The organism is Pseudomonas sp. B21-056 (assembly GCF_026016325.1).
Lineage (GTDB): Bacteria > Pseudomonadota > Gammaproteobacteria > Pseudomonadales > Pseudomonadaceae > Aquipseudomonas.
Genome location: NZ_CP087203.1, coordinates 824,363 through 838,891 on the forward strand (window position 1 = coordinate 824,363; position 14,529 = coordinate 838,891).

The following is a 14,529-nucleotide window of genomic DNA, read 5'->3' on the forward strand; positions in this document are numbered from 1 at the left end:
AACCGAGCTTCCAGTCAGGGCCTGACGTCATCACGCTGACGTCGATTGATTGTCAGGACATGGGCGTTGTACGCCTCATAGTTCCTGGGGTGGCGCCCCGTCTCGATGTTGACGCTGTCGGGGATAATGCCGCTGCAGTTGAAGCAGGCAATGAAAGGTTCCGGTTGGATCACGCCGGTCAATTTTTCAGTAAACAGATGGGTATCCGAAAGTACCCTTTCTGCCTGGCCCGGATAGAGCGCAACGACTGTGTTCAGCATCCGGACTTCCCCATGCGCCCCCGGCCCCCCGGTGCGCACGGGGATGATTGCGTTGGCTTCCTCGATATGTCTCGCGATGAGATGCTGGGTGTGTTGCTGGAGTTCGGACAGGGTGTCGATGGTTCTACTCAGCGTTGGCTCGAGCTTCAGCACTTCGGGATCGATCTCGAGTTTATGAGTCGGGTCGCTTTTCGTGGCGCGGTATCGTTCGGCCAGGTCTGTCAGGTATTCATTCGTATTGCCGATCCTGTAGCTGCCGAAATTCAGGTAGAAACTCTCGCTTTTGGCGCCGCCTTCGTAGCTCTTGTCTACGCCGCGATAACCCGCCGGACCGGATTTGGGGCCGGTGAGATTATAGGATTCGTACAGCCCCCTATGTTTACCCTCCGTGCGATCCTTGACCACGCCAAACGAGTGGACAACCAAGTCCTTGCGCTTTGTTTTGCTGAAGCTGGGGGTGGGGCTGAGGGCGAGTCCGGGAGCGGAGTCATCTCGAGCGCTCCTGGCCGCTCTCCTGGATGGCGCCGCAGGATCCTGCATCATCCTCTGGGAGCGAGCATGACCATCGCGCCGCACCGATTCGACGACGTCATCCTTCAGCCATCCCAGATGATCGACAAACCTGAGCGGGTTGTTCCCCACCATGCAATACAGATTCAACCCATCCACCGCCCCCGCCGGGTCGGGGCTGATCCAGCGTTGCAACCACGGCGCGTAGTAGCGTTGCCCGTAGTAATACAGGCCGCTGGCATCACGCTCCTTGCAGGAGTAACGGATAGTCCGGTAGTCGGCTTCCACGGCCGAACGGGATGCCAGCCAAGCGGTTCCACCGTAGGGCAGGTAGCTTTCCTGGCTGATCAGCCCGCCCTGATCGTCGAGTTCCAATGAGCTGGAGCCCAGGTGGTCGCCGAGGCTGTAGCGCACCTGGTTGGCGGCGATACCGGACGGACGACCTTCGGTCCAATGCAGATAACGCACGTTGTAGCGACCGGCTTGCAGGGTGATGACTTCCAGGCGTTCATTAGGGCGGGTGTGGATTTCCAGCCCCGGCAGATAACGGACTTCCCGGGAGTGCGTCACCGTGGAGGCGTGGGTGGTGTGTATCTTGCGCACCCGCTGCCCGTTGCTGTCGTAGTCATAGCGCTCAACATCATCGCGCCCGTCTTCACGGCGGACCAACGTCACCTTGGCGAGTTGATTGCGGGTATTCCATTCCAGTGCCTGGCCGGGTGATAACGCCTGCTGGTTGCCGCTGGCATCGAAGTCCACCGTGATGTCGGCCGCCGAGTTGCCCGTGTTCCAGGACAGGAGGCGATTGCTTGAGGGGCTGACGTTCAGTGTCCGCGTGTAGTGGTTGCGATCGCGAACATGGCGCAGTTCGGTCAGGTTGCCGCCGGCGTCGTACTGGTAGTGTTCGGTGTAGTTGAACAACTGGCCGGCGTCGGTCGGAGTGCTGAAAGTCGCGACGGCCAGGCCTGCGGCTTCGCGCCCCGTGGCGCTGGTCAGTTGGTAAAGGCTGTCGTACGTGAAGGTGCTGGTGGCTTCGACCCGCTGGTTGCTGCCGAACTGCACCGGTTGGGCCCTGTCCTCGATATGCGTCACGTTGCCCACCGGGTCGTAGGTGTAGCGCAGGTCCTGCAAGGCCCTTGCCGACAGCGAGGTGCTGAGTGCGGTCAGTCGCCCGCTGGCCGGATCGAACACGGCGCGACTGATGACCCCGTTGCCGGCTGTCTGTGATTCGACCTGACCAGACGCGTTGTAGGTGAGGTGGCTGACGATGGTTTTTCCGATGGCGGCGTCTCTGGTCTTCAGGCTCACGGCGCTGAGCTGACCTGCGACATCGAACGAGTAGCGCCGTTGGTGCTGCGCGGCGTCGGACTGCTGGATGACTTGCGCGAGTGCGTCATAGCGCCAGCTCGTGGCATGGCCGTCGCCCTTTTCCAGCAGTCGGTCACGGCCTTTTTCGTCCGTGGGCCAGTCAGGTGTTCCGGCGTCGGCCAGCATGTGCCTCGTCTGGCTGAGGGGTTTGGCGCAGAGCGCATAGCCATGGGTGAGCAGGCTGCCTGCGCTGTCATCGTGACGGACCAAGGCACCGCACAGGTTGAGCGCGGCAGACGCTGGTGAACTGTCGCCGTAGCGCAGGCATTCGACCGTGCGTGAGTGTTGTCCTGGGGGTTGCTCGCGCAGGGTAGTCGGCCGCAATTGATCGTCATAGGTGGTGCGCCAATGGTGTCCCCGTTGATCCCAACTGCGCAGCAACTGCCCGGCGTCACCCGGCAGGCTCAGGCGCCATCCGGCGTCGACGCTGCTCACCCGCAGCGTCTTGCCGGACAGGCTGTAGACGGTTTGCAGATTGGCCTCGGATGCGTTGCCAAACAGTCGCGGGTCCCACTGCGCCACCTGGCGTCCGGCCACGTCGTGGTGTTGCCGGGTAATGCGCGCCTGGGGTTGCTCATCTGCGTTGCGTCGGCAGTAAGCCACCTGCCGCACGGGCAGGCCACGGTTGTCGATGACGCTGAGGGTCGGTGTCCTGTGGTGAAGGCGGGCGCTCATGCTTCACCCCCGGCGGTCGATGTGACCTCTTGCAGGGTGTCGTTCTCGTCCTCGTCCACGGTGTACCAGGGATGGCGCGCGTGGCGACGCATGTAGCAGAGGCCATCTCGTCTGGCGAGCAGCGTGTGGGTAGGGCGCCCGAGCGGGTCGTAGAACTGCTGGTCGAAATGACCGGACTGGCGCAACGACGCATCGTTGATGTGGGTGTGCCGATCGGCAAAGTAAGGGCGATAGACGCGGACCGTCAGCCCTTTGCTGTTGTATTCCACCCGTTCGCTGACCCGCCAGCGGAGTGCGGCGATCTGCTCTTCCGGCTTTCCATCCGTCAGCGTCAGGTCGCCTTTGACATCGACGACATAGGCCAGCCCCGACTCGACCCGTTGCTTGCTTTGCAGCGTTCGACCGAAGCCATCGAAGCTGGTGATGGCGATGCGGATCTGTCGCAGTTCGTCGTCGGGATAACGGTCGGCGACCAAGGTCGCGACATGCACGGGTTCACGTGTCGAGGTCTCAAGTTCGTTTTTCAGCTTCAGGTCATCGACCGAAAGCGCTTGAGCAACGAGCAGCCTGGTCCGGGCCGACGCGCAGACATGTCCGCTGGGAAGCAGGTCACCCCTGGCCACGCAACGCGCTAGCCAATCGGTGTCGGCCAAGGCCGCCTTCGATACGCAACCCATCCAGCTGAAGGGCGCGTAATAGCTGGCCGTGGCGGCGTCCTGCAAAGCGTTCCTCTCCTGGCTGATTGCGTGTGCCGGGTTACTAAACGAAGGCTGCTTGAACTGCGCGAGAGGTTTGAAGCCCACTCGCTTGTTGTGCTCATCGCCATAAAAGGAGGTGGCCAGTCCCTGACCGAAAGCATCGAACAGGCCTTCCTGTACGTTACCGTTGGGATCGATGATGCGCAGGGGCTGGAGTGAGCGGTAATCGTGGATTGCCTGGGTGCTACAGCCATCGGGCAGTTTGAAGGCGGTGACGAAGCAGGCGTATTTGTCGTAGCTGACCTCGGACACTCCCTGGCTTTTGCTCGGCTGGACGGTCCTGGTTCTGTAAAAGCCCTCCAGTGGCGCATAGGTCGCGAAACCGCTTTTCACTGACCAGAGTTTTCTCGGGGGCGTGGTCGCGGGAAGAAAGGCGGTCATTCGGTGATAGCCCATGTGTTCCAGCTCTTCTTCGTTGGGGCGGCTGTCCTGTGGCAGTAACTGGAAAGCGTCCAGGGCCGTTTCATCCAGCTCGGCGCTTTCCAGGTGGTCGGCCAGGGCCTGCAAATCGGCGACGCCATCCGGCAAGGTTGTTGCGTTCGACGCATCTTTGTAGCGCTGTACGGACAGGCCGGTCAGCACGCCCTGGGTATTCCAGTCTGATTGCTTCACGCGTTCGCGGAATGTCTCGAAAGACAGGTCCTGTGGGGCCAGCCCCCGGTTTTCAGGGGCCTTGGGTCGTTGCAGCGCCTGGGTGCGTTGGCGATAAGGCAGGCCAAGTCGCCATTGCTGAGGTGCTTGCAGGTGGATGAACTCGGTGCGGGTCTCGTTCAGGCAGTAGAGCTGCTGCGCCGGATCATGAGCATCGCGCCACCACTGTTGCTGGTCGGCGTCGCTGAACGGTGGCGTATCGCTGGCGGTTTTTCGTCGGGCGTAATGGATGTCCACGCTGTGGGTCAGTGCGCCGTACAGGTCGTGTTGCAGGTTCAGGCTGTGCCGGCATTGCGGGTCATCGGTAATGCCTTCGTACTGATAGGTGATGGTCTCCAGCAGCAGTGGCAGGAGGCTGGCATGGCGCCGAACGCGGTTGGGTGCTTGCAGCAGACGGAGCCCATAACGGTTTTCCTGGACCGAATACAGGCGAGCGTTTTTCAGGTGTCTATCGATGCCGAAGACCTCGCTGCGCAACACGCGACCGCTCAAGGCGCGGGCCATTTCCAGATTCATTGTCGCGTCTGCCGGGGCAATGATCCGGTCGTCCTGTGACTCCGGCGGGTATTGGCAAAGTAGTGTCTTGCCCAGGGGGAGGGCTTCCTTGTCTACGCGGCTGTAACCGTTACGTGGCAGATCCACCTTGCGCCCGGTGTGGAACCAGGTTTTTTTCAGGCACGTTGCCGTGAAGCCCTGGGGGGCGGTTTCGCCGGGGCTTGCCTCAGTGTCGGTGTGCAGCAACAGACCAAAGCCACGAAACTCCCGCTCGATGCCGTCGTAATAGCCTTGGCGATAGGAGAACCCCTGGGTCAGTCGATTACCAGTCGTTTCATCCAGTTGGGTCTGGCTGCAAACCAGGTGCAGGGCCAAGGGCAGGCGACAGGTAAGGGGCTTGTCGGCCGCTGTTCTCTCCAGCTTTTCGTCCAGCCACTCCTGTACCGAACTGCGATAGCGGATGCGATGGTCGGCGCCCATGTTGTTATTGGTGCCAGTGAGCAGATACGGTTTGGCGCTGACGAAGTCGTAGCGCCAATGTTGCGACCGCATGTACGGCGAGCTCAGGATCAGGCTGGAACAACCGAGCCCTTGCAGGTCGGCGATGCTCACTTGGCACAAAGGGTCATAGCGCAGGTCTTGCGGCCAAGGCAGCGCAACCGCAGGTCCGAAACCCTGGCCGCAGCGGTTCATGAAGATCAGTGCCTGATCCGCTTGCAGATAAATCAGGTCGACGGCGCCGGAGCCATCCAGGTCCGCCAGGCGAACACGCGAGGCGTCGAAGCTCTCGTAGGCAAGCCCGGGGAAGTCCAGCCGCTTGCCTTTGCCGAAGCGACCACGGCCGAGGTTTGGCCAGCACTTCACTTCGTCGTGACGAATGCGCACCAGATGCTGTTGGCCGCTGCCCAGTACATCGCTGAACGCCACCAGCTCGCCGGGAGAGCCGGTGAATACGGGCAGGGCGTCTTCATGTTCCTCTCGAGGCACCTCGAACGGAGGTGAAAAACCGTACTCGCGCTGGTTAGCATACAGGCGAACGCTGCGCGGGCCGATCAACGCCAGGTCGCCGAGCCCGTCGCCCATCAGGTCGGCCAACTGCCCTTGAGGACTGAAAAACTCGGGGGCAAATGCATTGAACGTGGCGAAGTCCGACCAGCTTCGATCGGCACCGAGGGAGAAGAAGCCGCTCACTTGCGGCCGGGCGACGAGCCAGTCCAAACGACCGTCACCGGTGAGATCGCTCAGTGTCTGCTGTACCGGCACAGCGGTGTCGCTAACCGGGACGTTGGGCAGCGTTCGCCACGGTGCGTAGGTCACTTCGTTGCCTTTGGTGCTGGCCCGCACGGGTTCGCGGTAATGCCAGCCGTTGTCGTTTCGATGGAGCACGCCCGGCAGACCTTCGCCGTACAAATCCACCAGTTGAAAAGTCTGACCGTCGTCGAGTCCCGGCATGTCCTGGAAACGCCGCCAGGCGAGGGGCTCAGGCGCAAGCCTGAACTCGCTGTAGCTGAACTCGACGGGAGGGCGGCTCTTGGCGGTTTCACCTTCGCCGAACGCCTGCTCATGGGCGGAGCTCAAGTGCTGGTAGCCCAGGGGCGTCTGACGATAATCCAGCAGCAGGCGCCGCACCAGGACGGGAGCCACGCCCAACTCATCGGGGAAACGGTGAAACATCAGGACCTGGCGGCACAGCCGTTCGGTGCGGACTTCAAAACCGTAGGCGAAGCTGGAAAACCCATCGCCGCGGGCTTGCCACTGCTGGCCCTCATACAGCGGTTTTTCTGTGTAGGCGGTGGTCCGTTCGCCATAGTCGAATACCAGTTCGAAGTGCCATTGCACGGGGGCGAGCCGATCCGCGGTCCATGAGTAGAGATGTGCGTCGGCCTTGAAGTTGCCATAGCTGACCTGGCTCAAATAACGCTGAGCGGTGGTGTCTGATTTGTATCGGTAAAGGATGTGTTCGCCGTGGGCGTTCAGGCTCTCCTCCAGCAGCCATTCGCCGACACGGCTCGTATTCTGGGGATCGGCCCGACGCGATGCCGGGTCTTTTCCAAACAAGTGAAGACTGCCATCGGCGTCGTGTACCAGCCAGAAGCCTGCTTTATCGCCTTGCGAGGACCAATGTTCAATGCGGTCGAAGCGGCTTTCGGTCCTGGGAAAATGCCGGGTGACAGTGTAGGCCGTGCCCAGCTCCAGATCGTTGTAATGGTCGATGCGGGTCGAGACGATGACGTCTTGCGAATTGCGCTCGGGTAGCCATATCACTCCGGCGGGGCCGACGATTTCGTCATCCTCGGTATAGGCCGGCACGCCCTTGTTGGTGCGTCGCGCCACGCTGGGCAGCGACAGACCCCAACCGATGCCGAACGCGCCGTTGCCGAGCGAGCTGGCGTAGTCCAGGGACAAGGGTGGCGCAAAGCCGCGCCCCGGTGAAATGGGCAAGGCTATTTCATAGGAAGCCGTACCGTGGGCGCCGACGGGGTTCCATCCTTTTCCGATGCTTTGAATGGCGCCACCGCCCTTGGGCAGTGAGGGCGGGGTGACTGGCAATGGGGATTGTTCATTCATTGCACACCTCCGCCGACCCTGGCCGTATAGCTCACGTGCACGATGATGTCGGTCAGCGATTCAAGCAGGTCCTTTTGTGCCTCGGGGTTCGGAAAGGTCAGCTGCCATTTGGAAATGGCGCCGGTGTATTCGAATGGCAGGTAGCGTTCATCGTTGAAGTTCAGGGTAAACAGGCCGCTGTCGTCGATCCCTGTCGAAAGGGCGATCTGCTGGTTGGCGCGCCAGCTCTCCATGGCGTTGCCGTGCTCACCTGCAGACATGTATACCTTGCTGGCGGTCTGGGTCAGTGTGGCTCGGATGTTTTCATAAGGACCGACGACGGCCGGCAAGGTCACGCTGATGGTCTTGATGCGCCGCAGGTAGTGTTGTTGGTCCTTGTAATCGTCTTCGAATAACTGATGGGTCAGCTCGAACTCACATCCTCCTTTCTTTAGATCGTTTTGCATCTCTGGCCATTCCTTGTTCAGGTGGCTGGTAGCGGTTTGGCTCTTGAGTTGTCGCAGCGATACCGTTTTGTGGATCTCCAACTCCCGCTCGTGACGTTGCAGGTACCCGGCGTGCATGTTCAGCAGGTTCAGCTTCAGCAACTCGCCAGCACCGAGCCCTCGATAGGTCGTATGCCATGCCCCAGGTTGAATGAATCGGCTGTTGAAGTCGGCGGTCTCATACTGCCAACTTGCCTCGGCGGCCAGACAAAGGCTCAGTGTCGCGTCGTAGGCCTGGCGATACACCGTGGCCAACTGGCTGTTGAGCCATTGGTACAGTTGCGTTCTGGTGAAGCGCTTGCCGAGGAAGTCGTAGTTGGCCTTGGCCTGGCCCAGGGTCGCTTCCGCCAGGCGCAATTGCAGACGGGTGGCGGTTTCCTGTTCGGCGAAATGCGCCAGTTGTGCGTCGATCTGGGCCAGTTCGAGCCGCGACTGATCGTAGGCGTGATGCCATTCATCCTGACGGCGATCGAATATGGCCTGACGGTCGAGTTGGGCCGCTACCGTACGGCTGATAATCGCGGCGCTATGGGCGGCGGCAGAGGCTGCGAGCGCCGGCCCTTCCCAACGGCTGCCGCCAATGCAGAGCCCCGCCATGTTCGGCGCCATCATCAGGCCCGCTGCCGCGATTTGGCAGGCCATTGCGCCGGCTTCCAAGGTGCCGCTGGTCACGTAGAAGTAACTGGCCTTTACTTCGGTGTCACTAAGGTCATCGTCCAGCAGCTTTTTGTAGTGGGTGCTGCGGTTTTGAACAATGGCTTGGCTAGCCAGCAATGCCTGGCGGTTTTGACGCTCGATAATCAAGGTCTGGCGTTGCAAGTCCAGGGAGATTTTTGCCAGATCCCAGGCTTGCTGTTGTTGCAACTCCTGCAACTGCGTCTGTTCCTTGCGCTCGATCAGCGACAGCAGCAGGGTGCCGAACTGGCTGAGACTTTCTACGGCGTTCTGGGCATGGCTGTGCATGACGGTGAAGCGATAGTGGGGAATGGCGACGCTCGGCAGGCTTGTCGACGCGCTGTCCGAAAGGCTCAGTGCATTGGTGCGGAGGAGGGTGCGAGGGTCCAGCGGCGCCGCGATGACCGGCAGGTGCAGCGGCTTGCCGGCGATGTCGAGGTTATGTCGCAGGTTATGCAGGCGACTTTCGGCCATGTCCCAGTACTTGAGCAACTGCGGATTGAACGGCAGATGCAGGTACGGGCTATCGATAGCCGGCAGGGTCGAGCGCGAGCTGCCTTCGCTAAGGACCAGCGCGCGGTTGGCGGTCAAGCGGGTCACCGAGTATTCAAAGGTGCGCAGGTCGTCATTGGGGGTATCGACCAACGTCTGTAGGCTGACAGCCGTCCAGGGATCGGCCAGTTGAACGACCGGACGTGGGCCCAGCAGGTCGAGCACCCGCACGTACCAGAGTTTCGCTTCGCTGAGACCGTCAGTCGTCATTGCGCGGTACGCGGCATCGCCTCGGTTGATCAGAATGTCCAGATACAGAAAGTACAGGGCCTTGCAGAAATGCACGGGATGACTAAGGGCAATCTGGTACGGATCATGAGGCGCCTGATTGGCGTATGACGGCACGCTGTTATCGACCAGGGGGGCGCTCCTCCAGCACTCATCCCTGTTGCGACCCGGATCGAAGGTGTAGCGCAGCCAGCGTTCGGCTTCCTCGTACTGATGCTCGACATTCAAGCGATGGGCGACCAGCCATGGCACATGGAGGAACAGTTCGGTGAAGTAACGGCCATAGGCACCGTGAAAATCCATTACGTTGGCCGAGTCGCCGGGTATCGGAGGTTCCGGCAGGTGTTGTGTGGTCCAGTCGAACAGTTCATCCAGGCTGTTCTCGGTGCGACGGATCAGTTCGGCGGCGAATATGGTGTTCAATCTGATCGGCGAGCGTAGTCGGTTGGAGGCGTCGCTGTTTTTGATTGCGGACTGGGTGAGGTCAATGAACTGGGTGGTTCCCAAGCCAGGTGTCGTGACGTGGGTAATGGTCGGAGGTTGCCGGCGCTTCTCAGGGCGTTTCAGCCTGAAAGCCTTGAGAACGGAATAGATCTTCGTTGCCGGTTCGACGGGATGGACAAATGCCACACCCAAAAAGAAGGTGGCGTCGTCGTTGCCGAGATCAGGACAAGGCCACGTGAACTCAAAGGACTCCGCCAGATGCTCCGAGGGGACGGACTCTGCCATGACGACCAGGTCTTCGTAGGTCAGCGGCCGGCTTCCTGACACGGGTGGTTGCCGGAAGACGACATATTGCTTGTCTAACGGTTCGTCACGGAAAACGGTGACCCCATTTACTTCAAGCGACTCGGAACCCTCAGCCTTCAGGGTTATTTTTTCTGTTCCCGAGTTATGGGAGCTGTCATTGGTTTGCCGACCCACCTTGATCAGGTGTCTAACGGCTTCTGTGGAAATGAATTTCCCTTCAAGACTGGTATCCAGGGATAGCTTGATACCGGGCGAGTGTTCAATGTCTCTAAGCGCATCGGCCGTGTCTGTGAGGAAAACGTTGACGCTTTTGTCGAAATTGAACGGGGCTTTTTGGAAACGAAGGAATGACCCTCCATGAAGCTTCATGTAAGGGGTTTGCGGCAGGCTCTGCGCAGGAAGTACCAAAAAGCTGGTCACGTGAGGAGATTTACTGGGGGCGTTAGATACTCTTAGACGCATTGAATTGCGCGATATAAAACCATTGTCTCCGGCTCCCAGGCCGGTAAGGTTGATGGTTGCAGTCATGCGCAGTGTGAACGTGGGCCCGTTCTTGGCGTCGGTGATGCGGATCCTATTGCGATAGGCGCCTTCGAAATCCGACATGGTAGGTGCCATGTCGCTGGGGAGGTCGGTTTCTATTAGTTCGACATCTGTGGAAGGCATTGATTGGATACGCTGTGCGGCAACGTCCAGGAGGGCGCTCCCGGTGGAAAAGGTGTCTGAGCCACCCGGCGCAGGACTGAGATTCTTATCGATGCAAGTCATCTTGATGAAAGCCAGGTGGTTGCCGGTCTTGATGGCCGACTCTGTCTTGGGCTCATACACACACAAGGCGAAAAACAATGCGTCGCGCTGACACACGGCCACCGTGCTGATCAACGCCTTGATCGCGCCGACGTCCTTTCTTCCAAGCGTCTTGTCCTCGCAATAACCTTGCAACCCCACCCGTGGGGTGCTCCAGCTGCCATCCTGTTTCTTGAAGCAGTAACTCAAACGCAATAGCGGGTGACTCTGGTCCGGTGGATGGGTATCGGCATCCGAAGGAGCGCTGCTCGAGGCAGACGGCTCCTGATGGATGCATTCGGCCCAGATAACGAACAGGCGATTGTTGAACCAGACCGGCCGTACCGAGTGTTCAGCCGCATGCTCGGGGATGGGCACGTCGGCTTTTTCCCAGTCCGACCAAGCGTATGGAGCCGGCTGGTCCAGCTTGGGCGAGGTGGCCGGCGGTTGTGGCGGCGCGCCATCGAGCGGGCGCTGGGCCATGTCCAGCGAACGCCAGAAATAACTGTTTTCGGTGCGGGATTTGGCAATGAAATAGTAGGTGCCGTTGGCGAAGTCTTCGCCGTCGATGTAGCCATTGAGGATATTCAGGTTGGCGACTTCTTCGAAGCGCGCCAGGTAAGCCATGATCGCCGATTGAACGGCATCGGGTTGGATCTGGTTCTGGCTGAGGGCGTTTTCCAGTTGCTGGAAATTGGCGCTTTTATTGGCCCTCAGGGTCGGATCGAGATAAGTCGCAGGGAAGTAAAGCAGCTTTTGATGGGCGGCCCAGGTGGGGTACTGATGCATCTCATCGCGCCACGTTTGCGTAAGCCCGGCGCTGATACTGGCCGGGTCGTAACCGGGCTCCAGGTTCATCAGGATGCGGTTGATGTACTGCTGCAAACTGGCAATGGCGCAGGCGACGGGCGTGGTGGGTACGTCCTGGCTGACCAGTACATCGAGCAGCCAGTATTCGTAGAGGTCCCGGGTCGTCTTGATCTTGTAGGGTCTCAACCTGTGCTGGTCAGGCGCTACCTTGTTCAGGTAGAGCGCCAGCAGTGCATCGCGCAGGCTTTCATCCAGCTGCTTTTTAATGGCAACGGTCATGTTCGATCCTTGAATGTTGAAGTGAGGGCGCCGGTCAATGGCAGGCTGCGATCAGTGCTTCGCCAACGGTTTTCCAGTCCGATACCGGGCTTTGGGTGTTCAATGCGGTTGCCTGAAGCAACAGGTCTGCCGACAGCCCTGTGCTGACGCAGCACGCCTGGCAGCGCATGAGCCAATCCACCGCTTCCATTGACGTCGCACGTCCCGGCGCCAGCTGCGCCGTCAGGCGACTGACTTCCTCAGCGCTCCACTCCAAGAGGTTGGCCAGCAGGCTATTGGTGTCTTTTTCCGAGTGTTGCCCGTCCTGATTGGCCACTTGCAGGTAGTGCAGCAGGTTCTCTTCCGACTTCGCTTGATGGCGGGCGCAATGACTGAAGTGCTCGAGCAGGTACAGCATCTGGGGTGTGAGGGTTTTAGAGGGGGTCGAGGACAGCCATGTCGGGTTCTCCATCAAGGCATTCAGCGTGCTGCTGCCCAGGTGCAGACGCTGACAAGCCTCGGCGGTGCGAAGTACGGTTGCCAGCACAGGGGGCATGATGCCCGGGGCGGCCTTGATGGCCGTGACGATCGCCTTTGCGTCGGTACCGGCCATTTGCGTCACGCAATGGACGTATTCGGCCGGAAGGTCCGCAATGTCATGCAACAGGGTTTCAATCAGGCGCTGAGGGTCCTGGGCCGTGGTGGCGTCCGTTCGCAGTCTCGCCAGTCGTTCCTCCAGCTTCTGATTCAGCGGCAAGCTCGTTCCTGATGCATCGAACAGACGACACCACGGCAGTACATCAAGCTCGTTTTGCCTGAGCCAGTCGACGGCCCAATCCAATGCCATCAGCACGTCGAGAATGCCCGGCCCTGTGGACTCCGAGCTGTGCAATCGACCTGTTACCAGCGCCTTGCAGAAGCCATCCCCCCCTAATAGCCGGGCCAGCTCGGTGCATTCCAGAGGGGATAGGCCCAGCATCCGGGCGACACGGGCCTGGCGGTAAAGTGAAGAGACCGTAGGTAAATCGTGTTTCACCGACCCCAGGTATTTTTCGCTCTGTCGCACAAGCAACAGCAGCGAATCCTGGGTCATGGGGAGTGCGAGACCGGCGCTTAGATAGCTGAGGGTTTGCTGGTCCGTGGTGGTCAGTGGGCTCTGGGGGAGTTGCCACACGGGGCCTTCAAACAAGCGGGTGCGGTTGAACACTTGATCGAACAACGGCATACGGTCGCCGCAAGCATCAACCGGCATGTCGTGCAGCAAAGAGGCAAACTCTTCCGGGGCAATGCCATGGCGTTGATTCAGGTACCGATAGACGCCAAGTGTGCGCAATGTGTTGACGTTGGGTGTGTCATTCCCCTCGGAGCGCTGGGCATTGACGATCAGTGTGTCGAGCTCGGCAACGGGGATACCGGTCCAGCGATGCAGGCGGATCATTCGCTGGGTACGGTCGAAACGATCGTGGGAGTGGTGGGTGAACACCTGCTGCTCCCCCTGGCTTTCAACACCCAGGGCGGAAGTCTTCTCCGGCCCGTTGATGTAACTGGCGCCATAAACAGTCTTCTCGGCGTCGGGGCTATTGATCGAGCTCCGAGGGCTGTAGCTGCCTTGCGCCAGTAGCTGTTCCACCTGCTCAGTCGTCAGTTCAGTGCGTTCCTTGAAAAACTCCAGCTGAGCCAGGTTCGTCAGGTTGCGGGTACCGTAGCTCCTCTTCAGCGCCTCAGGCTTGGCGCTCGAGGCAATCGGCGCGAGCAGCAGGTTCTGTTGCTCCGGACTGAGCCCGGACAGCAGTTTCTGCGCGTCGAGATGAGACGTCGTTACGCTTCCGTAGGTTGAGCGGCCTCGTGAAAACGGCATTTGCAGGCTGATCCGATAGTTCAGTTCGCCCAATGCGGGTTTGCCTGCCCCCAGCCCGAGCAGGCACTGGTGATGGTGCAGGTTGTAGGGCAGCGAAAAGGGATAGCGCTCGTTGGCCAGCACCTGCTGGACGGTTCTGCCCTCGTTTTGAATTTTCAGGTACGCCCCGATGTTGCTGCGCAGGGTGTCATTGACGATGTCGAGCATCGGACGTGTAGTGAAGGCGCTTTGTCGGTCGAGTCTCAGTTCCTTGAGGTCCGGGCGCCGCTCCTCCAGGGGGATCCTGGCGGGTAGTGCGGGCGCCGCCGGGAGTTGCTCCAATTGTCTGGCAAATAGATACAGGGCTCGCAGATACGCCACGGGCGAGTCGATCGCAGCGATATCGCCTTCGTTGCAGAACTGATCCCAGTTTTCTTCAAAGAGCGCCTGATAACCGGCGGACGTTGACGACGAATCCGAATCCAGGCTGCGCCGGACACGTTGCGGGGTATCCCCCTTGGGCGAGACGCGATGCTCCTGGTACAGGCGACTGATTTGTCCGGCATAGCTGGCAGCGTTGTCATAGGCTTGCCCGGCATCCACGTCGCTGTGCCTGGCAAGTTCGAGGGCGAACTGCGCCTTGCCCATGCGCACGATGTCGAAGACCGACGTCAACCCCATCTGTTGCATGGCGGTTCTGAAGTTGGCTTTTGCGCTGCCGTTGTCGTCGGGGAAGGCGACGAGCCTGTGCAACAGCGAGTCGTTGCTGACATCCATTTGCGGTCTATCTCCTGTTTGAACGGAAGGTGCGTGTTCAGGAGAAAACCGTACAGGAACGGACAAAAAAGAGCGGTAGGACGAGG

The 14,529-nt window shown here is 60.0% G+C and carries 4 protein-coding genes; all 4 read right to left on the reverse strand.

What is annotated here, in order from left to right; translation table 11 throughout:
* Positions 1 to 14: 14 nt before the first annotated feature.
* The 4 genes from LOY67_RS03555 to LOY67_RS03570 are packed head-to-tail and all read right to left on the reverse strand — an operon-like array spanning position 15 to position 14,443.
* Positions 15 to 2,813 carry an RHS repeat-associated core domain-containing protein gene (locus tag LOY67_RS03555; RefSeq protein WP_265065972.1) on the reverse strand — a complete coding sequence of 933 codons (2,799 nt, stop codon included), beginning with the start codon at positions 2,811 to 2,813 and terminating at the stop codon, positions 15 to 17.
* Complete coding sequence (locus LOY67_RS03560) at positions 2,810 to 7,285, reverse strand: SpvB/TcaC N-terminal domain-containing protein (protein WP_265065973.1); 4,476 nt, start codon at positions 7,283 to 7,285, stop codon at positions 2,810 to 2,812. Before LOY67_RS03560 ends, LOY67_RS03555 begins: the two co-directional genes overlap by 4 nt.
* A complete protein-coding gene (locus tag LOY67_RS03565; protein ID WP_265065974.1) occupies positions 7,282 to 11,850 on the reverse strand; it encodes a neuraminidase-like domain-containing protein in 4,569 nt (1,522 codons plus the stop codon). The genes LOY67_RS03560 and LOY67_RS03565 overlap by 4 nt, the downstream gene beginning before the upstream one ends.
* Before the next feature lie 34 nt (positions 11,851 to 11,884).
* Positions 11,885 to 14,443, reverse strand: coding sequence for a Tc toxin subunit A (locus tag LOY67_RS03570; RefSeq protein WP_265065975.1), 2,559 nt, complete (start codon positions 14,441 to 14,443; stop codon positions 11,885 to 11,887).
* Positions 14,444 to 14,529: the final 86 nt, after the last annotated feature.